The following is a 20,000-nucleotide window of genomic DNA, read 5'->3' as shown; positions in this document are numbered from 1 at the left end:
CTCCAGCATGTACTACGCCCTTGGTCAGCTCCAGTTAAAGCTGAAGGGAAACAGTAGCTTACCTGTTGGGAATGGTGCCCGGGGGCGGAATCGAACCACCGACACGAGGATTTTCAATCCACTGCTCTACCCCTGAGCTACCCGGGCACGGGAACGATGTTCATCGTTGGGTGGAGGCCTTCTATGACTTGCTACTGGCAGTGTCCAGAGCCTTTTTGACATTTTTTCAATGTGGGCGGGATTGCTCTGTTTCGCCCTCAGTGACCTCCGCGTCCAGGTCTTCTTCGCGCTGCGAAGGAACCGCATATGATCCGTTCAGCCACTTGGCCAAGTCGATGTCGGCACAGCGTTTGGAGCAGAACGGGCGGAACCTATCCACCGTGTCTTCGGCGCAGATCGGACAGCTCATTTCAACACCTCTGACAGCGGAATACGGCCACGTTTGCGCTGGAGTTCATAGTGCCCCAAAGGTGTCCAGCCGGCCAGAGTGGTCTCGATCCCATCCGCTTTGAACGCGGCCCGCAGAGTCGATTCGAAGCCGCGGCGTTCCTTTTTGGGCATGGGGGCCAGGTCCACCGTGATTTGCCCACCAAGGCCGCGTACACGCAGCGCGCGGGCCAACGTTTTGGCGCAGGCGAAATTGGCTTTGGTTCCAGCGGCCAGAGACGTATCGGACCCGGTGTTCACATCCACGGCAACCAGCGCGCGCGTGGGCTGGATGAACAGATGGCCCCCGCCCGGAAGCGGGTCGGATATCCCGCGCGCCACATCCAGCGCATCGAGAACGCCCTGCGCCTCGAACCCACCCGCTTGTGTCACAACCTCAGCCGGGTCGGTCCAGTCGCGCCAGGCCAATACGTGCGGGCCGTCACCTTCGAGCAGAAGCTCGAGTGCGGTTCCGGGATCATTCAAAACCTGATCAGCGTGGGCCAGCATGGCGCTGATATCTTCGGCAATCTCGCCCGCATCCTCTCCCACGCAGCACGACCGCAGGATAAGGCCATAGTCGCTGCCCTCCATGCACTCGTGCGCGATCTCGAGCAGGCGGTCGCGCTCTTCCTCGTCACGGATGGAACGCGAGATGTTCAGGCCGGGCGCATCGGGTGTGACAATTGCATAGCGGCTTTTGAACAGGACACGGTCGGTTACAGGCAGCGCTTTGCCCGGTTCAGCATAGCCCGTAACTTGTACCAGCAAAAGCGCACCCGGCGCCAACCCCTTGACCTGGCGCAGAAAGGCCGGGCCCCCAGGCGTTGTCAGGAACATGCCGCCCTGCCCTTTGACCGGACGGTCGGCGCGGGCGCGATAGATCGTTCCCGGCGCGGGAGCGTCTGACGCGATCAAGAAATCGTCAAGCTTTCCGTCCACCATCAAAGCAGCTGCTTCGCGGTTTTCAATGTGGTCCAGAACGATGGTACGACCCTTCATGATGCCTCACGATACAGCGGATAACCGATGCCTTGCAAAAGGGCGGCAGCCTCGGACAGCGGCAAACCCACAATGCCGGTGAACGAGCCCGAAATCCATGGGATGAACCCGCCTGCTGGGCCTTGGATGGCGTAGGCACCCGCTTTTCCCTGCCAGTCTCCGGTCGCCAGATAGGCGTTGATTTCCACGTCCGACAAACGTTTGACCTTGACTTGGGAAACAACATCCCGTTGCAATATCCGGTCCCCACGCCGCACGGCGACCGAGGTGATCACGCGGTGCCGCCGACCGGACAAGGCATGCAGGAATTCGGCCGCTTGGCCCGCGTCTTCGGGTTTGCCCAGAATACGGCGACCCAGCGCGACGGTGGTGTCCGCGCACAGGGTAATATCGTCATTATCCGCCTGCACCGCCTGCACTTTGGCCCGCGTGATACGGCTGCAGTAGGGCACCGGCAACTCGCCCTTCAGGGGCGTTTCGTCGATGTCGGGGGCGCGGATGGCATCGGGCTGCACGCCAAGCTGGGCCAGCAGGTCCAGCCGCCTTGGGCTGCCCGATCCTAAGATAAACGCCATTGCGGCAGGCGTTACTTGAAGCGGTAGTTGATCCGACCCTTGGTCAGATCATACGGGGTCATCTCGACCTGAACCTTGTCGCCGGCCAGAACGCGGATGCGGTTCTTGCGCATCTTGCCTGCCGTATGTGCGATGATCTCATGGCCGTTTTCCAGCTCGACCCGAAACGTCGCATTAGGCAGGAGTTCCTTCACGACACCGGGAAATTCGAGCGTATCTTCCTTGGCCATGTTGTCTCCATCATTACGTTGCACCCGCAGAATCTACGGGGATGTGGGCTTAAATGAGCCTATTTTGGCCCTATTTCAAGGGCGGAATCGCCTAAAGGCGCGATATTGTGACTGAATCGACTCGGGGCGCCTGCTCTTCCCAGTGGATGCGGTTCAGGACATTCCCATCGGCGCGGACTTCGGCAATGGCAGTCAGGTCGATATCAGCATAGGTCCAGCCGGTCTGGTTCAGGACGCCCTCAGACAGCACGCCGGTCGCTGGGAAGCCCTTGTCAGGCGGGCCAAAAACGCCGCCGGTGCCGGTGTTCACATCCACCGCCTCGGACCAGTCGTTGTTCCCGACCAGAGACGCCATTACTGTAACGCATTGATTTTCCAACGCTCGCGACATCGCCCCGATGCGAACGCGCCAATAGCCTGCCAATGCTTCGGTACACGAAGGAACAAGGATCAGGTCAGCCTCGCTCAACGCTCGGCCCAGCAAGGGGAACTCACTGTCATAGCAGATTAACACGCCGATTTTGCCCAATGCAGTGTCGAAGAGCTTGAGTGGCCCGCCCGGCACGATATCCCAGTCTTCGCGCTCGAACCGGGTCATGATCTGTTTGTCCTGATGATCCTGTCCGCCATCAGGCGCGTAGAGCGCTGCGCGGTTTACCGGACGGCCCGGCCCATCCACAACCGGCGCCGATGCGCCCAGAATGTAGGTTTTGTATTCCTGAGCGAGGCGCTGATGCAGGGTCTGCGCCTGCTCCATCCGATCCGATACGGCCCGGATCGAACGCTCCAGATCGCCCGCCACCTCAGCGCCGTCGAGCGTCGACAGTTCCATCGCACCGTATTCAGGGAAGACCAACAACCCGGCCCCCTGACCCACCGCCTGCGAAACCCAACGATCCAGCTTGTCCTCATACTGCGCCCAGCTGTCGAGCCAGTCGAGGTTGTAGGCGGCGGTTGCGACTTTCAATGTCTCACTCTCCAAAAAAATCTCGCCTGACATTAAGAGGTGAGTTTCTGGACTGTACAGCCCAATCTACCGGCTTGAGAGAATGAGCGGAAAGTTCCGCACGATCTTGGCGGTGTACTCCCATCCGGATGGCTTGGCGGTCGACGACAGGGCAAGTGCATTGTGTTATGGTTGAGTGCGCGAACATCTGAAAATGGAGGGTGAAATGAGACACTTGAAACTCACCTTACTAGGGTTTGCGTTGTTCAGTGCGGGCCTGCTGATGGGAGCCTTGAGCACCGGCAAAGGCGTGGCGCAAGGAAACTACCCAACAGAGCATAAGGGGATAGGCATTACGAAACTGGGCATTGTGCCTGAGGAATCAATGGCCAGGCAAACGGGTCTGGAAGGTTACTTCTTACAATTGAGACTTGCCACAGCGGAACCAGGCGGTCAGGTCGCGCGGCACGATCATGCTACCCGACCCGGACTTGTCTATACCCTGGAGGGTACGTGGATCGAAGGCCGCGCGGAAGGTGAACAAGAATATCCAGCAGGAACAGACATCGCGTTGATTGAGGACGCAGATACCGATCACTGGTTCTTTAATCGAAGCGACGAACCAGTGAAGGTTGTGATTTGTGATCTGGGGGTCGTAAACTAGTTATATTCGGCATCCACGGTCGCCATTCATTGGTCTTGTTTGTGCGAGTTTCTAAAAGGCAGAGGGACGTGATCGACGTCCCTAAACCGAACGCGACTTCTCCCAAGTAACAGAAGAACGCGGTTTACAGATTCCTGACCCAGAACTGCAATGGCTTCAGGGTCTCGCCTACCTCACCGACGTCTTTCCACGAAAACTGCGCCACAACGCCCAGCAGAGGCTCGTACCCCCGCGCGCGCCAGAAGGTATCCAACGGCCGATAGGTCACCGGTCGCATCGGATGTTCCACCGGACGCTGTACACTGCAGAAGGCACACTTTTTGAATCCCAACGCGCGGGCATGCCCCTCGCGCAGGTCGAAGAATTTGTGGCCAACGCCCTGCCCCCGATAATCAGATAGCAGTACGGATTCAGCGCAGTAAAATATCTCAGATAAATCCAGCCCGGACCCTTCGAAAGCCGCGGCGAAATCGTTGGCGTGTTCGGTTAAAGGCGCCCCGGTTGAGGCTCCGATCAGACGATCCCCATCAAAGGCGCCGACGACAATCGCCTTGTCGCTGTCGCGGTAGGATTGCAGGTACTTGCGTTCATAGTCCAGGTCACCGTCATACAGGTACGGCCACGCCCGAAATACTTCGATCCGCAGGCGCGCCACGTCGTCCAGAGCGGCCTCCAGCGCCGCTCCGGTCAGGGGGCGGACGGCGGTGACCTCAGCCATTCGAGACCTGCCTGGTCCAGTCGGCGAGGTTGTAGTAGGTGGTGACGCGGGTGATCTTGCCATCCTTCAGGTCAAAAAACGACCCGGCGGGCAGGCGGTAGGTCTGGCCATGCGCCTCGGGCAAGCCATCATCAGTTTCCAGATAGGTGCCGTTGACGATGAACTCGGCCGCCGCACGAGTGCCGCCTTCGGCCTCGAACACAACGATATCGGTCAAGTTCTCTTTGTAGCAGCGGGTCATGTGATCGCAGAAGGCCGTGAATTTCTCCTTGCCGACGCGGATCTGGCCTTCGTTCACGTGATGGGCCACGTCATCAGAAAGGCAGGCCAACATGCCGTCCACATCGTCTGCATTGAAAGCCTCGAAATAGGTTTTGACGGTCTGGTTCATGGTCACTCCGTTGGTTTACCCCAGCGCTCTATCAGATGCTTGATGATCTGATCGCGGGTTTGTCGGTAGTGAAATAGCTTTTCTGCACGATTCTCGCCCAACCCAGTAGGGTCCATTATTGGCCAATAATCGACATCCAGGTGAAAAATCCGGGTCAGTTCCAACGCTTTTCGCTGACTGGCGGGCGACAGGGAAACCACGAGGTCGAAAGAGCTGAGGTCATCGCCCCATTCCTGCATCTCGTCAAACGAGCGTGTCCGGTGGCGAGAGAGTTCAACGCCGATCTCCTGGCAAACCGAAATGCAGAACCCGTCGATCTCAAAGTCGTTGCGCACACCGGCAGATTGTACATAGGTCCCGGTGCCATAGAACTTTTTCATGATGCCTTCGGCCATCGGAGACCGGACCGAGTTGTGGTCGCAACAGAACAGGACCGACTGCGGCAAAGGCGTCACCCGTCAGCCCCCGAAGTGCAGCACGCAGATCAGCGTGAACAGGCGACGGGCGGTGTCGGTATCAATATCTGCTTTTCCTTCCAACCGCTCCTGCAGCACGCGGCTGCCTTCGTTGTGGATACCGCGCCGTGCCATGTCGATGGTTTCGATCTGGCTGGGCGGCAAGGTCTTGACCGCGTTGAAATAGCTTTCGCAGATCTGAAAATAGTCTTTGACCACCTGTCTGAACGGACCCAGTGACAGGTGGAACTCGGCCGCTTTTTCTTCGGCCTCGGTGGCGACGTCGAACACCAGCCGCTTGTCCCGGATCGACAACTGCACGTGGTATGGCCCCACGGGCACCTCGCGGCCGTCCCGCTGAGGCAGCGCAAAGCTGTTGTCTTCCAGCAGGTCATAGATAGCAACCTTGCGCTCCTGCTCGATCTCGGGGGTCGGCGGGGGCAGATTTCGGTCATCCAGTTCGATATGCGAAATGCGGGTCATAGGAGTCAGGTCCGTTCAAGTCGGCACAGACTTAGCGCATGGGAATTGAATGGGCAACGCACTCGGTAACCGTTCGAGTGCTGCGTCTAGATCGTGTGGTCCAATGGATTGATGCCTTGTTTTCGCGAAAGCGTTTCGACGCGCGAACGCTCACTGCTCTTGCGCCCCAGAAAATCTTGCGGAACTACGCCCGATAGAAAGGCACGGACGTTTTCTTGTCTCACTCAAGAAACTAAAGCTTGGGCAGTCCGGGGCATTCCAAAGGTATTGGTAACGCTAGGGGATCGGATACGGCACCCGGGCGCGGCACCGCCGTTTTGTGTTCGGGAGAATTCAATAATAGTGGACCGCATCGGTTGTCCAAAACTGTGGGAGGCAGGCTCCAATAAGTGGGGCCAAAAAATGCGCCTCGGGCTTCTTTTTCTCGTCGATCCACCGGAAAGGGATGAAACTGCTGCCACTGGCGTGTTTGCGCATATTCTTCGACGCAGGGCTACCTCCGGGCATGGCCAGCGCGCCATTCATGATCCGCCCAGATGAAAGCAGAAGCTTCAGTCGGAACAGGTCTGCGTGGACGACCCCAAGTCTGGTAACCGGGCCACGGCAAGTCTCAAGCGAGCGAGTTTTTCGCGGGCATGTCGGGCCTCAATGTGGTCCGGGATGTTCGCAAGGTCTGCATAGAGGTAGACGAACGGCTATTGATCGACATCGGCAATGGGTTTCCGGCACAGGTGCCTCAGCTAGCTGAACTTTACTCCCACCCAGAGGCTAGCCACGCGCTCCAAGTTCAAATCCTTACACCTGATTGACTTGCCGGGCATCAAATTGAGTGACGGAGTGGCCAGCAGACCGAAAAAACTCAATCGTTCAATCGTTTTAGCCGTGCCGTGACGGACAAGCCGTGCGCTTCCAGACTTTCCGACTGTGCCAGTTGCTCGGCCGCAGGGCCGATCGCGCGCAGCGCTTCCGGCGTCATCTGGCTAAGCGTGGTACGCTTTAGAAAATCCATCACGCTGAGGCCGGAAGAAAACCGGGCCGAACGCGCGGTCGGCAACACGTGGTTGGGGCCACCAACATAGTCGCCGATTGCTTCGGGTGTATACTGACCGAGAAAGATCGCCCCGGCGTGAATGGTTTTCTGGCTGAGCGCCACCGGGTCAGCGACGCAAAGCTCAAGATGTTCCGGTGCGATGCGGTTTGACAGCGCGGCAGCCTCGTCCAAGTCGCGCACGGTAATCACAGCACCAAAATCGCGCCAACTGGCTCCGGCAATCGCGCGGCGCTGCAGGGTTTCCAGGCGCTTTTCAACGGCCTGCGCCACTTCCTGTCCGAATGCAGCATCGTCGGTGATCAGAAGCGATTGCGCGCTTTCGTCATGTTCGGCCTGGCTGAGCAGGTCCAGCGCGATCCAGTTCGGCTCATTGTCCTTGTCGGCGATCACCAGAATCTCGGATGGGCCAGCGATCATGTCGATGCCCACCTTGCCGAAAACCCGGCGCTTGGCAGCAGCGACAAAGGCATTTCCCGGACCGGTGATTTTGTCCACCGGAGCGACGGATTCGGTACCATACGCCAGCGCCGCAATCGCCTGCGCGCCACCGATGCGATAGATCGTGTCGACGCCCGACAGTTGCGCCGCCAGCAGGACCAGAGGGTTAACCTCACCGCCCGGCGTCGGCACCGCAATGGCAAGCCGGTCAACCCCAGCCACCTTGGCCGGAATCGCATTCATCAGAACAGAAGACGGGTACGAGGCCAGACCGCCCGGGACGTAAAGCCCCGCCGCCGAAACCGCCGACCAGCGCCACCCCAGTGTCGCCCCGGCGGCGTCGGTCCACTGATGATCTTCCGGCATCTGCTTATCGTGATAGGCCCGGATGCGTTCGGCAGCCAGTTCCAGCGCGGCACGGTCCGCGTCCGAGACCTGCGTGACCGCCTCGGCGATTTCATCTGCGGAAAACGCCAACGTTTCCGGCGTCAGCTCCAATTGGTCGAACTTGGCGGTCAGCTCAATCACCGCCGCATCGCCCCGGGTGCGCACATCCTCAATGATCTCCGCAACCACGGCGTCGACATCCGGGCTGTCTTCTCGCTTGGCCGACAACAGCGTCTGAAAGGCGGTTTCAAACTCGGGCGACGAGGAATCTAGGAAAACGGGCATGATCTGGCTCTCCGGGGCATTTGATCGGGACATATCGCCGGGATGGGCTGGCCTCAACCCTTCTCGGCGGGGTGCAGCGATTTGCGCATGGCGAAACAGGAAACGTCACCGCGCGCGCCGCATTGCCCGGTGGGCTGCCAGCCGTGCCGCCTATAAAACGCCTGCGCCGTTTGCGTCGCCTCAAGCCGGGCTTCGGTATGGCCCGAAGCGATCAGCTCCTGTTCCAGTTGATGCAGCAAGGCCGACCCGATGCCATGCCCGGTGTGATCCGGATCGATATAGAGCAGCGTGACCTCATCGTCACGCAATCCACCTACGGCGGCGACTTGACCCGAACGCTCGGCCAACCAGATTTGTCCCCCGTCGATAATCCAGCGCCGAATCGTCTCAGGGTCTTTGTTCGCCGTCCATTTCGCGATGGATTGCGGGTCACCCTGATGATCCGCCTTACACAGCTGGGTGATCGAGCGGACTAGAACCCGGCTCAGATCGAACACGTCGAACACGGTCGCGCGGCGCAGTTCCGAACCCGCCGGAGGCCCGGAGAAAGCTTGCGATATGCCGCGCTTATTCCGGATGGTGTGGAGCCTGACCCGATGGGGCCTGATAGGGGCGGGTCACATCCTTGAGCGTGGCGTCAATCGCCTCAACCGTCAGACGGATCGCGCCGTCACCTGCCAGAGTCAGGATGATTTGACCTACGCCGTCCTCACCCGCTTCGAAATCGACCGACAGCAAAGACATCACCATATCCTTGTCGCTGCGATCTACACCCTGGCTGGCCACCGAGAGCACCGAGTCAAACACCAAAACCGATTGGACACGCTCGAATGCACGCCCCCGGCGGGTAGCGGCGTCCTTATCTTCCCACCGAAAGCGGTTCAACAGCAGGCCAAACCGGCGCTGCGACGGCTGCCATGTCATCTCGGTCATCGGGAATACGGCGTCCTGCGTCAGTGTCGAGATCACCTGCAGGTCATCGCGATCTTCGGCACCCAGGTTCAGCGGGGCTTCGCGCCCGTCGTGAAAGCTTGCGTCTGTCATTGGCTTTTGATCCGTTCGATTTTGGCACCCACGCCTTCCAGCTTGCGCACTACATGTTCATATCCGCGATCCAGATGATAGACCCGGCTGACCGTGGTTTCACCTTCGGCTGCCAGCCCCGCCAGTATCAACGAGACTGAGGCCCGCAGGTCTGTCGCCATCACCGGCGCGCCCTTCAATTTCTCCACACCGGTGACCGTAGCCGTACCACCGTGCACTTCGATATTCGCACCCATACGCACCAACTCCGGCGCGTGCATGAAGCGGTTCTCGAAAATACGCTCTTCCAGCACCGAGGTACCCTCGGCCGTACACATCAGCGCCATCATCTGCGCCTGCAGGTCGGTCGGAAAACCGGGGAACGGTTCGGTGACCACGTCCACGGACTGAACGCGCCCATTCTTGCGCGCCACTTTCAGGCCCTTGTCGGTTTCCGTAACGCTGACTCCGGCGGCCTCCAGTTTCTCAGCAAAAGAATCAACAAGACGCATCCGACCGCCCAGCAGCTCGACCTCGCCACCGCAGATAGCGGGAGCCAGCATATAGGTGCCCAGTTCGATCCGGTCAGTGACAACCTGATGAGTCGCGCCGTGCAGGCGATCAACGCCCTGAATTTCGATGGTCGAGGTGCCCTCACCCGAAATCTGCGCGCCCATCTTTCGCAAACATTCGACCAGATCGACAATCTCTGGCTCACGCGCGGCGTTCTTCAGCACCGTGGTACCCTTTGCCAGCGTGGCCGCCATAACGATGTTCTCGGTCGCGCCGACAGAGGCAAAGCGCATCTCATGCACCGCGCCTTTCAGACCGCCTGGTGCCTTGGCGTGCAGGTAACCGTCCTTCAGTTCAATCTCAGCGCCCAGCGCCTCGAGACCCTCAACGTGGAGGTCCATCGGTCGCGCGCCAATTGCGCACCCACCGGGCAGCGAAACAACGGCTTCTCCGAACCGGGTCAGTAACGGGCCCAGAACCAGGTTGGATGCACGCATTTTGCGGACGATTTCGTAGTCGGCGACGTGACTGGTCAGGCTGTGGCTGGACATGGCGATCACCTGCCCGTCCTGCAGCGAGGAAACTTCGGCCCCCAGCGACTGCAACAAGAGGGTCATGGTCTTGATGTCGCTCAGCCGCGGCGCATTGGTCAGTGTCAGCGGTTCTTCGCTCAACAAAGTGGCTGGCATCAGCGTCAGACACGCGTTTTTGGCCCCTGCAATCGGTATCTGACCGTTTAGCGGGCCGTTGCCCGTCACCAAAATCGAATCCATCTGCTCTTATCCCTCGTCCTTATCGGCAGTGTCTCCGGATGCCGCCCGCGCCTTGGCCTGCGCCTTGCGCCGCGCCATATTCGCCTTAAGCGCTGCCTTCAGCCGCTCCTCGCGTGCATCACCGGATTTGCCTTGTTTTTTGGGTGAATTTTTATCTGTCATTGTCTTTCTCTACAGGAGGCGAAAAAAACCGTCCAGACACCCTTGCGCCGCGTTTCGTTTGAGTCTAATCACCCGCCCACGGCGCTGCTGTAGCTCAGAGGTAGAGCACTCCCTTGGTAAGGGAGAGGTCGAGAGTTCAATTCTCTCCAGCAGCACCATGATTTCCTCATAATTCTCAAAAACTTACGAAAAGCCAACTGCTTGCGCCTTCAGGTTCCCACACAAGAGACGCAGACGTTGACTCCAGCCTTGCTGGCACCAGTCAACAACAAATAAAACGGGATTTACTGCGCTGTAGTGCACGTTCCAACGGACCTGAACACGCCGCGTTGTAGCCAGACGTGCGGATTCGACAGCCAGAAACCGATCAAGGTCTGAATTTCCGAATGGGGGCAGACAATCCGGACGACTACTTCTCTGACGGATCGCTTTCAGCGTAGTCTCGCAGGCGGTCGACATCTGCGATCTCGGCGTGGTTGCGGTTGATCTTCACACCAACAGTCTTGAGCCGCGAAAAGGCGCGGCTCAGGCTTTCCGGCTTCATGCCCAGACGCCCGGCAATCAGCATCTTGTCATAGGGCAGTTCCACGTCGCAAGCATGGGCATCGGTATCGCACAGGCTCAGCAAGAACTCGGCCACCCGCTGCGCGCCTGTCTGGGCCTTTAGTTGTTCCAGTTGCGCCACCAGCGCATGCAGATGGGTAAAGGTCGAGGCCAAGATCGATACTCCGATCTCGGGGTCTTCCTTCATCAGCGACAGCAACAACGGGCTGGGGATATGCATGATTTCGCAGGCCGACACCGCCTCGGCAGAGACAGGATAGGGAACGTTCCTCAGCGCAACCGCTTCACCAAAGCTTTCGCCGCGGGTAAAGACACTCACCACCGCCTCGGCCCCGGTGGGCGACATGCGGAACAGCTTGACCCAACCCGCCAGCACCACGTGTACGGCCTTGGCCTTTTCTTCCTGCAGGAAAATCGTCTCGCCGCGATCATAGCTGCGCCAGATCGCATGACTGAGCAGAGTATCAACATGCTGATCCGGCAAGCTCTTGAGCAGGAGCGATTGCCGCGCGATTGCTTTTTGCGCTTCGTGAGCCAAGAAGGTTCCCCTTTTCCCTAGTCGATCTTCTGACCGGTACATCCTTCGGGTTCAGGCTATGCCAAAGCTGCGCCCAACGCACCAGTCTTTTCCGAGGTCAACTTGACAATAGTCATGTCGCATTGAGTACGACGCGCCTAATCTCGCACCAAAGCCAGTATTCCGGGGAGCCAGAAAGATGGACTACGAGCGATTTTTCAGCCAAAGCCTCGATAGTTTGCGGGAAGAAGGAAACTATCGCGTCTTCATCGATCTGCAACGTCGCTGCGGATCCTTCCCAAATGCGCGCCAAACCGACGGACCGGTGCAGCGGGACGTGCGGATCTGGTGCTCGAACGATTACCTGGGCATGGGTCAACACCCTGCCGTGATTTCAGCCATGCATGACGCGCTGGACCGCTGCGGCGCAGGCGCGGGTGGCACGCGGAACATCTCAGGCACCACCCATGATCACGTACTGCTGGAATCCGAACTGGCTGATCTGCACGGCAAAGAAGCCGCGCTGCTGTTCACCTCGGGATATGTTTCGAACTGGGCCGCCCTTGGCACCCTTGCTTCTAAAATCCCCGGACTGATTGTGTTTTCAGATGCCCTGAACCACGCCTCGATGATCGAAGGTATCCGCCACTCACGCGCTCAAAAGGTCATCTGGAAACACAACGATCTTGAGGATCTTGAGGCGAAATTGGCCGCCGCTGATCCCGATGCGCCAAAGATGATCGCATTTGAGTCGGTCTATTCAATGGACGGAGACATCGCGCCGATCAAAGAGATTTGTGATCTGGCAGACAAATACGGCGCCATGACCTATCTGGATGAGGTCCACGCCGTAGGTCTGTATGGTCCGCGTGGCGGCGGCATTGCCGAACGCGAAGGTCTGATGGATCGCCTGACCGTGATCGAAGGCACGCTTGGCAAAGCCTTCGGTGTGGTAGGTGGCTATATCGCCGCTACGGCCGCGCTGTGTGATTTTGTACGCAGCTTTGCCAGCGGGTTCATCTTTACCACCGCCCTGCCCCCGTCAATCGCGGCTGGCGCTGCGGCCTCAATTCGGCATCTGAAACAGTCGAGCACCGAACGCGATCTGCAAAAAGCCCGCGTGGCGCAGGTACGCGCCCGTCTGGACGCCGAGGGCATCCCGCATCTGCCAAACCCCAGCCACATCATTCCCGTGATGGTCGGTGATCCAGTCAAATGCAAATTCATTTCGGACACGCTGCTGGAAGAGTTCGGCATCTACATCCAGCCGATCAACTACCCTACCGTTCCCAAAGGAACCGAGCGCCTGCGGATCACTCCGTCTCCGGTTCACACCGATGCCGATATCGACCATCTGGTCAATGCGCTGTCGGCCCTGTGGCAACGGTGCCAGATCGCGCGCCTGCCGATGGCTGCCCAATAACCAAAGCGCCCCTTGCTTGGAAACCTGCCGCCCTTTCAGGGCGGCTTTTTTCTTTCTCAGATCAGGTAGAGGCCGAAGATCAGCACCGCAAACCCCGTCAGAACCATGGTGAAGCCGCGCAGCCAAGACGGACTGGCAGCAAGGTCCAGGTATCGGGCTAGGATTATGCGGGATTTGGCCAGCGCAAAAATCAGAATCCCACCGCCCAGAACCTCAGACGGCAACGGCATCGTGGTCAACACCGCCGACCCAAGGCTTAGCACTAGAAGAGCAAGCCAGGCCCGTGTGAGAGTGTTTGCGATCATGTCCCTCATCCCAGCAGATAGATAACGGGGAACAGCATGATCCAGACCAGATCAACCATGTGCCAGAACTGGGCACCTGCCTCGATATTGCGGGGATCATCCCGCCACGAGACCAACAGCAAAATGCCAACCCCGGCCAGCACATGCGCGGCGTGAAAACCGGTCAGCAGGTAATAAAACAGAAAGAACGGGTGCGTTTCGTATCCGATCCCCTGTGCCGCTTTGTCCGCGTACTCCGTGCCTTTTATGATCAGGAATACCACGCCCAGCAGAGCAGCCCCAAGCAAGGCCAAACGCGCCGCTCCGCGCCGGGCAGCCTGCCGCCAGTGCAGGGCCTGCGCCGCCAGATAGCCAGACGTGACCAGAACAGCGGTGTTGAACGCCGCGCCCGTGCGGTGCAAATGCGACTGCGCCTCGGCAAAGCCCGCCGGATCAGTCAGGCGCACCCCCATGAATGCGATCATCCCGGCACCGAACACCAGCAGTTCCGAGACGATCAGAACCCACATCAGCAACTCGCCCGGAAGCTCGTCGATCAGAGAGGCATCGCTCATGCGCCAACCAATTGGCGGTAGATCTGCGGCAAGGCCATTGTCAGACGGTGCGGATCGGGGATGACAGCAAAACCGCCTTGCCCGAACATACGGGGGAACCAACTTTTGCCGGTTTTATCGATGGTTACGCCAAAGACCGATTGTCCGGCCCGGCGCGCCTCAAGAACAGCCTGGCGCGTGTCTTCGATGCCGTGGCGGCCCTCGTAATGGTCCAGATCGTTCGGTTTGCCGTCGGTGATCACCAGCAGCAGGCGGCGCTTTCGGGATTGCTTGGCCAGATCGGCAGAACAATGACGAATTGCGGCGCCCAGCCGTGTGTAGTGACCGGGCCGCAGCGAGGCAATGCGCTGTTCGACGGTGCTGCCCATCGGCTCATCAAACCGTTTGCAACGCTGCACAAAAACGCGCTGGCGTTTCAGCGAGCTGAAGGCGTGGATGGCGAAATCGTCACCGCAGGCATTCAGGCCCCAGGCCAAAGCGGCCAGCGCCTCGCGTTCGATATCGATCACGGCGCGGCCTGTGACGGCGCTTTCGGTAGAACGGCTGACATCCAGCACGATTGACACCGCCAGATCGCGCGCCACGGGGCGGGATTGCATCCAGATGCGTTCGTTGCCCTCACCGCTGGCCATCCTGTCGGTTTCGGCGCGCACAGCGGCTTCGATATCGAGCTGATCGCCATCCAGGTGGCCGCGCGTCATCACCCGGCCGGGGCGCAGGGCCTCGAACTGGCGCTTCACGGCACGGATTCGGCGGGCGGTGGCGGGGTCTTTGCCAAACTCGGCGGCGTCTTCGCGGATCTCGGCGTCCGACAGCAGAACATTCACGTGGTCCGGCAGATACTGCCCGGTACGGACATCCCATTCCGGATAGAGGATACGGCCCGACAGCCGCTCGCGGTTCACATCTTCGGGTGCGAGGTCCAGATGCAGCTTCAGTTTGGTCGGTGGCGCTTTGGAGATTTGTCCCAGTCCGATTTCTTCCTGATCGTCGGCAGCCTTCTTGGCGTTGTCAGGATCGTCATCATCGACCCGGCGGTTCAGGTTCAGGAACTCGGCCCAACTCAGGATCGCTTCAAACTTGTGCAGGATGAAACTGTCGCTGCGCTCGGCCTGGTCGGACTTGCGACGTCGCGCGCGGTGGGTCTTTTCACCGGACTCCTCGGGCTCGCCTTCGGTATCGGGATTCTCAACCTCGGTATGTTCGGAAAAGCCGACGGCGCGCAGTTCGGGCCACAGCGGTACAGGTCGAAAGTGCTGATATCCGCGCGGGGCCGCAACCTCGGCGTCCATCTCCAAGTATGCCTTGGCGCGGTCCGACAACGAGTCGGGATCGCCCAGCATATGACGAACGATGCTTTCCACCGCGGCCTCGGCCGGCGGCAGATCGGGAACGCTGCGCTGGTGCAGCAACCCCTTGCACAGTTCCTTGTATAGAGGGCGCAGACCCGGGGCGTCTTCCAGCGTGACCTCAACCATCTGCCGGGCCGCAACCAGCGCGTGCAGATCGGCGCGCAACGGGTCATCTTCGTCAATTCGGGCTCCGGCATGAGCTGCAGTAGCAGCCAGCCAGATAAAAAGTGCGCCGTTTGCCTCGCGCAGCGGATAAACCGCCAACCGATCCGGCAGGCGCAACACCTCGCCATCGAACGAGGCGCGCGGCATCAGCTCGGCTTCGGTTGCCAAGCGGCGGCGCCAGCTCAGGCGGTGGCGTGAAACCTCGGGCGAGACCGGGCGCAATTCAACGCCCGGACTACCCCCAAGTCCCCGAAAGAGGACTGCCAACCGCCCCGCGACCTCAGAGAGGTCGACCGCGGCTCCAACATGCACCTCAGGTGCATCGAGGCGGCTGGCAAGGGTGTGCCACAGTTTCCCGATCGTTTCTTCGGGTTCCCATGGCTCAAAGTCGATCTTGACCATTGGCCGGCCTCACCCAAAGACAGCCGTGACAAGATCGAGGAGCCCGCGTTTGATGTCCTCGTCATCAGTCAGAGGTTCGATCATTGCGGCAAGGATGGCGCGGTCGGTCGACATGCCCTGTGCGATCAGCGTCGCGGCATAAACGACCAAGCGGGTGGAAACGCCTTCCTCAAGATCCTGACCCTTGAGCCCGCGCAGCTTGTTCGCCAACCGGATCAGCGGCTTGCAGCGCTCAAGCGCCAGCCCGCTTTCCTGGGCGACAACTTCGGCCTCCATCTGGGGCGACGGGAAGTCAAACTCGAGAGAGATGAACCGTTGCCGGGTCGAGGGTTTCAGGGTTTTAAGGATATTCTGGTATCCGGGATTATACGAGGCGACCAGCATGAAACCGGGCGCGGCCTCAAGCTCTTCGCCAGTGCGGTCGATCGGCAGGATGCGTCGGTCGTCGGTTAGCGGGTGCAACACGACGGTCACGTCCTTGCGAGCTTCGACCACCTCATCAAGGTAGCAGATCGCGCCTTCGCGCACCGCGCGGGTCAAGGGACCATCAACCCAGACGGTTTCGCCGCCTTTCAACAGGTAGCGCCCGATCAGGTCAGCTGCGGCAAGGTCATCGTGGCAGGCCACGGTATAAAGCGGACGACCCAGACGGGCGGCCATATGGGCTACAAAGCGGGTCTTGCCGCAGCCTGTCGGCCCCTTCAGCAGAACCGGCAGGTCGTTGTTGTAGGCGGCGGTGAACACATCGCATTCATCACGCTGGGGCAGGTAGAAGGGGGCGTCAGCCGCCCCCGTTCCCATGTTTCTTGAGCCGTCCATCTTCATGACTCCGCTGCGACGTGGTCAGGATCGTTTTCCAGCCGGTCGCGTTCGATCGGGCCGGGTTCAACCATCTCTTTCCGGGGCACCCAGATCGAGTAGATGAACAGCAGCGCACCGAGGACAACGACAACGCCGGAACCAAGACGCATCCAATAGAAGACCGCGATCTGGTCCTGCACGTCCATGAAGTAGTCACCGACCACACGTTGCATGTGCGTTTGCACGGTACCGCCGAAAGTCAGCACGAAGGTCATGAAGACCATGCCGCTGGTCATCAGCCAGAACGAACCCATGTTCAGCACCTGATTGTACGGATCACGGTTCTTCAGGATCGGCATCGCATAGCTAAAGATCGCGAGGTTGAGGCAGACATATGCACCGTAGAAGGCCAGGTGACCGTGGGCTGCAGTGATCTGCGTACCGTGGGTATAGTAGTTCACCCCGTGCAGCGTGTGCAGGAAACCCCAGACACCGGCACCAAAGAAGGCAAGCGTGGCACAGCCAAGCGACCACAGCAGTGCGGCCTTGTTGGGGTGGTCACGACGACCTTTCCAGACCATGACGAAGGCAAAGGCCATCATCGCGAAGAATGGGATCACTTCGAGGCTCGAGAAGATCGAACCGATCCACTGCCAGTACGCGGGTGTACCGATCCAGTAGTAGTGGTGACCCGTACCAAGGATGCCTGAGAACAGCGCGGCGGCGACGATGACATAGAGCCATTTCTCGACGATTTCGCGGTCCACACCGGTCAGTTTCAGCATCAGGTAGGCCAGGATCGAGGCCATGATCAGTTCCCACACGCCTTCAACCCACAGGTGGACGACATACCACCAGTATTGTTTGTCCAAGGCCAGGTTGCCCGGGTTGTAGAAGGAAAACAGGAACAGCAGCGCCAGACCCCAAAGGCCCAACAGAAGGATGTTGGTGATGGCGGTCTTCTTGCCCTTCAGAACGGTCATCGACACGTTGTAAAGGAAGATCAGCGCGGCCACGACGATGCCCGCTTTGACCCATTTGGGTTGCTCAAGGAACTCACGCCCCTCTTTACCCAGCAGCCAGTTGCCTTCGAACAGGTTGAAGACATAGGTCACAACCACGCCCAATGTACCGACCACCAGGATGATCAGCTGCAGGTAGGCCAGCTTGGGCGAGTGGATTTCGCGCTCAGCCTCTTCCGGGATCAGGAAGTAGGCAGCACCGAAGAAGCCCAGGATCAGCCAGACGATCAACGAGTTGGTGTGCAGCATCCGCACGATGTTGAACGGCAGAAGCTCACTCAGGAAGTTTGGGAACACATAGATCAAACCGGCCAGCAGGCCGCCGATCACCTGGATCGCAAACAGGGCCATTGCCACCGCAAAGTAGGCATAGGCGATTTTTTGGGATTCGTATTTCATTTCTCCGTTCCCTTTCTCAGCCGGCCTCGTTGGGCGGCCAGCCCTGAGCGTCGATATTGTCCGTCCAGATCAGGAAGTTGGTCAGGTCGCGGAGTTCTTCGTCGCTGAGGTTGAATTGCGGCATCTGCCGACGACCGGGAATGCCGGTCGGCTGCGCCTCCATCCAGCCTTTAAGGGATTCAAAGGCCGATTCCGGGTCGTCGAGGACGCCCCAGCGAGTCATTACGTTCGCAACTTCGGGGGCAAAGTAGGCCCCTTCACCCAGAATCGTATGACAGTTGATACAGGCGTGTTTTTCCCAGACATGTTTGCCGCGAACCACACTTTCATCGAGTTTTGCCGAATTCTCGGAGTTCACGATATACCAGTGTGAATGGGCCGACAGGGCCAGAAAGATGAGAATAAAGAACAGTGACCCGCCATAAAATATGTTGCGGGCCATGCTCTTGGTCATGACTTCTCGCATCGCGCTCTCCTTTGCGCAGATTAGCTAGTCTGAACACCATGGCGGCTGGGCGATGGTGTCTCCTTAACGAAAGTCAAGGCTGGCCGAAGTAATTGAAATTCATCCCGCCCGGGCGGCGCGGGGACCTGTCAGGGCGGGCCACATTGCAATCAGGTACAGCGCAAAGGCGCAGACCCACAGGCCATCGGACAGCAGCATCGCCACCATATAGCCTGCGTTCAGCTCCGCTCCGATCCACCGCGACAGAGCAGCCACGGCCATCAGCCCATAGGCGACAACCATAGGGGCAGGCGCAATCAGTGCACGGCCACTGTGGCCCAGCGCAGCGCGGCTCATGACCGCCAGGGTCATGCCGCCCACGCAACCGATGCCCAGAACATGCAAGGCAGCGACTTCATTACCCACACCCAGCACCGACAGCCCCCAGAGAATCAGCCCAAGCGCCAGCATTCCAAGACCCAGATGCAGCGCCAGCAGAATCGGCTGCCGCGCAGCCCAGCGTGTGCGCCAGCGGGCCATGCGCAATACCTGCACCGCTCCCAATACAAGCGCACACACCCCGGCTACCGGCCCGGCATCAAACACCAAGGCGCTCAGCGGCAGAATCAGGGCCAGAATCATCCCCGCCTTATCGAGGACAGCGACCGACACCGGCCAGTCCGCCTCGGGCACGCCTTCGCGCTTCATGGCATTGCGGGTGAAGGCCGGTGTGATCCGTCCCCCGAGAATGGCAATCATCGCACACAAGCTCAGCAACCCTGCGCGCAGCCCGGTTTGCAACGTGTCCGCCGTGACCCCTATCCATTCCAGATGAGTCATCAGATCCGCGACCCAGATCAGGCTGAGCAACAGCAGGAAAATCATGTTCTGCGGTTTTGGGCGGCGGATCAGCTGAGTCAGGATTTTAGCTGCCAAAACAGGCACAAAGGCCAAATCGACCACCGCAACCAACACTGGCGGCAGCATCCCGGAAAACCACATGGCCATCCGACCCGCCAGCCATAGCCCTGCAGCCAGAGTAACAAAGCGCGCGCGCGCCTCAGGCGCGCCGGTCCAATTGGGCACAGCCGTCAGAAAGAACCCGCCCAGCGCGGCGGTGGCATAGCCAAAGATCATCTCGTGCGCGTGCCACATTGGTGGTGTCATGCCATAATCCGGCGCCATGTAGGGCACCGCCAGCCACAGCCCCCAAACCAACCCCACAAACAGGCCGTAGAGACCCGCGGACAGAAAGAAAACACGAAACGCCTCACCAAGAATACGGGCGACGATTGCGGGCATGGCTGCTCTCCTTGACGGTTTTCCAAGTCCTAGCAGCGCCGCCGAGCCGGCGACTTAACCAAAATCAAAACGTCGGAAAACATGTGTCTAATACTCAGATTTCTCCAAGGTTTTTTTGGCGATTTTTTTTAGTTGCCACCCAGAATTGCACCCCTTGTGTTGACTTTCGTCAAGGAGTGCTGTCGCGCGATGCTCCACCCTTGGGGATGCCTCACCACGCAAATGGA

At 59.4% G+C, this 20,000-nt stretch carries 24 protein-coding genes and 2 tRNA genes; 3 read left to right on the top strand and 23 right to left on the bottom strand.

The annotated features are described in order from the left end of the window. Positions 1–72: 72 nt before the first annotated feature. From AC2FEE_RS23580 to AC2FEE_RS23555, 6 genes are all read right to left on the bottom strand, one after another. Positions 73–147: transfer RNA gene (locus tag AC2FEE_RS23580), tRNA-Phe, on the bottom strand. A 79-nt stretch (positions 148–226) separates the two neighbouring features. After that, on the bottom strand, positions 227–409 hold the full coding sequence (locus AC2FEE_RS23575; protein WP_496867888.1) for a DNA gyrase inhibitor YacG: 183 nt from the start codon (positions 407–409) through the stop codon (positions 227–229). Further along, positions 406–1,428 carry a ribonuclease E/G gene (locus tag AC2FEE_RS23570; protein WP_496867887.1) on the bottom strand — a complete coding sequence of 341 codons (1,023 nt, stop codon included), beginning with the start codon at positions 1,426–1,428 and terminating at the stop codon, positions 406–408. Before AC2FEE_RS23570 ends, AC2FEE_RS23575 begins: the two co-directional genes overlap by 4 nt. Next, the gene (locus tag AC2FEE_RS23565; protein ID WP_496867886.1) at positions 1,425–2,003 is read right to left on the bottom strand and encodes a Maf family protein; all 579 of its coding nucleotides are present in this window, start codon (positions 2,001–2,003) and stop codon (positions 1,425–1,427) included. Before AC2FEE_RS23565 ends, AC2FEE_RS23570 begins: the two co-directional genes overlap by 4 nt. A gap of 11 nt (positions 2,004–2,014) precedes the next feature. Next, positions 2,015–2,233 (bottom strand): translation initiation factor IF-1, encoded by a 219-nt coding sequence (infA, locus tag AC2FEE_RS23560; protein WP_005978431.1) that lies wholly within the window; start codon positions 2,231–2,233, stop codon positions 2,015–2,017. A gap of 91 nt (positions 2,234–2,324) precedes the next feature. Then, complete coding sequence (locus AC2FEE_RS23555) at positions 2,325–3,200, bottom strand: carbon-nitrogen hydrolase family protein (RefSeq protein WP_496867885.1); 876 nt, start codon at positions 3,198–3,200, stop codon at positions 2,325–2,327. A gap of 175 nt (positions 3,201–3,375) precedes the next feature. Here AC2FEE_RS23555 and AC2FEE_RS23550 point away from each other — a divergent pair, with 175 nt between their 5' ends. After that, complete coding sequence (locus AC2FEE_RS23550; protein WP_496867884.1) at positions 3,376–3,843, top strand: cupin domain-containing protein; 468 nt, start codon at positions 3,376–3,378, stop codon at positions 3,841–3,843. A 124-nt stretch (positions 3,844–3,967) separates the two neighbouring features. On the opposite strand, the gene AC2FEE_RS23545 is transcribed toward AC2FEE_RS23550, so the two are convergent. The 9 genes from AC2FEE_RS23545 to AC2FEE_RS23505 form a co-directional block, all read right to left on the bottom strand. Further along, entirely contained in the window at positions 3,968–4,561 is a 594-nt protein-coding gene (locus AC2FEE_RS23545; RefSeq protein WP_496867883.1) for a GNAT family N-acetyltransferase, read from the bottom strand. Further along, complete coding sequence (locus tag AC2FEE_RS23540) at positions 4,554–4,952, bottom strand: ketosteroid isomerase-related protein (protein ID WP_496867882.1); 399 nt, start codon at positions 4,950–4,952, stop codon at positions 4,554–4,556. The genes AC2FEE_RS23545 and AC2FEE_RS23540 overlap by 8 nt, the downstream gene beginning before the upstream one ends. Before the next feature lie 2 nt (positions 4,953–4,954). After that, positions 4,955–5,407: an arsenate-mycothiol transferase ArsC gene (locus AC2FEE_RS23535; protein ID WP_496867881.1), complete on the bottom strand. Its 453-nt coding sequence runs from the start codon at positions 5,405–5,407 to the stop codon at positions 4,955–4,957. A gap of 3 nt (positions 5,408–5,410) precedes the next feature. Further along, on the bottom strand, positions 5,411–5,890 hold the full coding sequence (locus tag AC2FEE_RS23530; protein ID WP_496867880.1) for a UPF0262 family protein: 480 nt from the start codon (positions 5,888–5,890) through the stop codon (positions 5,411–5,413). 859 nt (positions 5,891–6,749) lie between these two features. After that, complete coding sequence (gene hisD / locus AC2FEE_RS23525; protein ID WP_496867879.1) at positions 6,750–8,051, bottom strand: histidinol dehydrogenase; 1,302 nt, start codon at positions 8,049–8,051, stop codon at positions 6,750–6,752. Between the two features lie 53 nt (positions 8,052–8,104). Beyond that, on the bottom strand, positions 8,105–8,557 hold the full coding sequence (locus AC2FEE_RS23520; protein WP_496867878.1) for a GNAT family N-acetyltransferase: 453 nt from the start codon (positions 8,555–8,557) through the stop codon (positions 8,105–8,107). A gap of 61 nt (positions 8,558–8,618) precedes the next feature. Next, positions 8,619–9,095 carry a DUF2948 family protein gene (locus AC2FEE_RS23515; RefSeq protein ID WP_496867877.1) on the bottom strand — a complete coding sequence of 159 codons (477 nt, stop codon included), beginning with the start codon at positions 9,093–9,095 and terminating at the stop codon, positions 8,619–8,621. Next, positions 9,092–10,360, bottom strand: a complete 1,269-nt coding sequence (gene murA, locus AC2FEE_RS23510; RefSeq protein WP_496867876.1) for a UDP-N-acetylglucosamine 1-carboxyvinyltransferase — start codon at positions 10,358–10,360, stop codon at positions 9,092–9,094. Before murA ends, AC2FEE_RS23515 begins: the two co-directional genes overlap by 4 nt. Positions 10,361–10,366: 6 nt before the next feature. Further along, positions 10,367–10,522 (bottom strand): hypothetical protein, encoded by a 156-nt coding sequence (locus tag AC2FEE_RS23505; RefSeq protein WP_496867875.1) that lies wholly within the window; start codon positions 10,520–10,522, stop codon positions 10,367–10,369. A gap of 83 nt (positions 10,523–10,605) precedes the next feature. Here AC2FEE_RS23505 and AC2FEE_RS23500 point away from each other — a divergent pair. Further along, positions 10,606–10,680, top strand: a tRNA-Thr gene (locus AC2FEE_RS23500). Positions 10,681–10,931: 251 nt separating this feature from the next. On the opposite strand, the gene AC2FEE_RS23495 is transcribed toward AC2FEE_RS23500, so the two are convergent. Continuing rightward, positions 10,932–11,624: a Crp/Fnr family transcriptional regulator gene (locus AC2FEE_RS23495; protein WP_496867874.1), complete on the bottom strand. Its 693-nt coding sequence runs from the start codon at positions 11,622–11,624 to the stop codon at positions 10,932–10,934. A 178-nt stretch (positions 11,625–11,802) separates the two neighbouring features. Here AC2FEE_RS23495 and hemA point away from each other — a divergent pair, with 178 nt between their 5' ends. After that, entirely contained in the window at positions 11,803–13,026 is a 1,224-nt protein-coding gene (gene hemA, locus AC2FEE_RS23490) for a 5-aminolevulinate synthase (protein ID WP_496867873.1), read from the top strand. 56 nt (positions 13,027–13,082) lie between these two features. On the opposite strand, the gene AC2FEE_RS23485 is transcribed toward hemA, so the two are convergent. The 7 genes from AC2FEE_RS23485 to AC2FEE_RS23455 form a co-directional block, all read right to left on the bottom strand. Continuing rightward, entirely contained in the window at positions 13,083–13,331 is a 249-nt protein-coding gene (locus tag AC2FEE_RS23485; protein ID WP_496867872.1) for a cytochrome C oxidase subunit IV family protein, read from the bottom strand. A 5-nt stretch (positions 13,332–13,336) separates the two neighbouring features. Next, a complete protein-coding gene (locus AC2FEE_RS23480) occupies positions 13,337–13,885 on the bottom strand; it encodes a cytochrome c oxidase subunit 3 (protein ID WP_496867871.1) in 549 nt (182 codons plus the stop codon). Further along, the gene (locus AC2FEE_RS23475) at positions 13,882–15,804 is read right to left on the bottom strand and encodes a nitric oxide reductase activation protein NorD (RefSeq protein ID WP_496867870.1); all 1,923 of its coding nucleotides are present in this window, start codon (positions 15,802–15,804) and stop codon (positions 13,882–13,884) included. The genes AC2FEE_RS23480 and AC2FEE_RS23475 overlap by 4 nt, the downstream gene beginning before the upstream one ends. A 9-nt stretch (positions 15,805–15,813) precedes the next feature. Beyond that, on the bottom strand, positions 15,814–16,623 hold the full coding sequence (locus AC2FEE_RS23470; protein ID WP_496867869.1) for a CbbQ/NirQ/NorQ/GpvN family protein: 810 nt from the start codon (positions 16,621–16,623) through the stop codon (positions 15,814–15,816). Positions 16,624–16,625: 2 nt separating this feature from the next. After that, entirely contained in the window at positions 16,626–18,026 is a 1,401-nt protein-coding gene (locus tag AC2FEE_RS23465; RefSeq protein WP_496867868.1) for a cbb3-type cytochrome c oxidase subunit I, read from the bottom strand. Positions 18,027–18,042: 16 nt separating this feature from the next. After that, on the bottom strand, positions 18,043–18,492 hold the full coding sequence (locus AC2FEE_RS23460; RefSeq protein WP_170448418.1) for a c-type cytochrome: 450 nt from the start codon (positions 18,490–18,492) through the stop codon (positions 18,043–18,045). Between the two features lie 99 nt (positions 18,493–18,591). Further along, positions 18,592–19,773 carry an NnrS family protein gene (locus AC2FEE_RS23455; RefSeq protein ID WP_496867867.1) on the bottom strand — a complete coding sequence of 394 codons (1,182 nt, stop codon included), beginning with the start codon at positions 19,771–19,773 and terminating at the stop codon, positions 18,592–18,594. Positions 19,774–20,000 lie beyond the last annotated feature (227 nt).

The sequence above is a fragment of the Ruegeria sp. YTSC199 genome, assembly GCF_059609725.1.
Note: the sequence above shows the minus strand (reverse complement) of the source record. Positions and strands in the feature narration are given on the sequence as shown.

Bases quoted from the DNA above. Each gene is read 5' to 3' on its own strand.
- AC2FEE_RS23575 (WP_496867888.1), bottom strand. From the start codon at position 409: ATGAGCTGTCCGATCTGCGCCGAAGACACGGTGGATAGGTTCCGCCCG.
- AC2FEE_RS23570 (WP_496867887.1), bottom strand. From the start codon at position 1,428: ATGAAGGGTCGTACCATCGTTCTGGACCACATTGAAAACCGCGAAGCA.
- AC2FEE_RS23565 (WP_496867886.1), bottom strand. From the start codon at position 2,003: ATGGCGTTTATCTTAGGATCGGGCAGCCCAAGGCGGCTGGACCTGCTG.
- infA (WP_005978431.1), bottom strand. From the start codon at position 2,233: ATGGCCAAGGAAGATACGCTCGAATTTCCCGGTGTCGTGAAGGAACTC.
- AC2FEE_RS23545 (WP_496867883.1), bottom strand. From the start codon at position 4,561: ATGGCTGAGGTCACCGCCGTCCGCCCCCTGACCGGAGCGGCGCTGGAG.
- AC2FEE_RS23540 (WP_496867882.1), bottom strand. From the start codon at position 4,952: ATGAACCAGACCGTCAAAACCTATTTCGAGGCTTTCAATGCAGACGAT.
- AC2FEE_RS23530 (WP_496867880.1), bottom strand. From the start codon at position 5,890: ATGACCCGCATTTCGCATATCGAACTGGATGACCGAAATCTGCCCCCG.
- hisD (WP_496867879.1), bottom strand. From the start codon at position 8,051: ATGCCCGTTTTCCTAGATTCCTCGTCGCCCGAGTTTGAAACCGCCTTT.
- AC2FEE_RS23515 (WP_496867877.1), bottom strand. From the start codon at position 9,095: ATGACAGACGCAAGCTTTCACGACGGGCGCGAAGCCCCGCTGAACCTG.
- murA (WP_496867876.1), bottom strand. From the start codon at position 10,360: ATGGATTCGATTTTGGTGACGGGCAACGGCCCGCTAAACGGTCAGATA.
- AC2FEE_RS23505 (WP_496867875.1), bottom strand. From the start codon at position 10,522: ATGACAGATAAAAATTCACCCAAAAAACAAGGCAAATCCGGTGATGCA.
- hemA (WP_496867873.1), top strand. From the start codon at position 11,803: ATGGACTACGAGCGATTTTTCAGCCAAAGCCTCGATAGTTTGCGGGAA.
- AC2FEE_RS23485 (WP_496867872.1), bottom strand. From the start codon at position 13,331: ATGATCGCAAACACTCTCACACGGGCCTGGCTTGCTCTTCTAGTGCTA.
- AC2FEE_RS23480 (WP_496867871.1), bottom strand. From the start codon at position 13,885: ATGAGCGATGCCTCTCTGATCGACGAGCTTCCGGGCGAGTTGCTGATG.
- AC2FEE_RS23475 (WP_496867870.1), bottom strand. From the start codon at position 15,804: ATGGTCAAGATCGACTTTGAGCCATGGGAACCCGAAGAAACGATCGGG.
- AC2FEE_RS23470 (WP_496867869.1), bottom strand. From the start codon at position 16,623: ATGGACGGCTCAAGAAACATGGGAACGGGGGCGGCTGACGCCCCCTTC.
- AC2FEE_RS23465 (WP_496867868.1), bottom strand. From the start codon at position 18,026: ATGAAATACGAATCCCAAAAAATCGCCTATGCCTACTTTGCGGTGGCA.
- AC2FEE_RS23460 (WP_170448418.1), bottom strand. From the start codon at position 18,492: ATGCGAGAAGTCATGACCAAGAGCATGGCCCGCAACATATTTTATGGC.
- AC2FEE_RS23455 (WP_496867867.1), bottom strand. From the start codon at position 19,773: ATGCCCGCAATCGTCGCCCGTATTCTTGGTGAGGCGTTTCGTGTTTTC.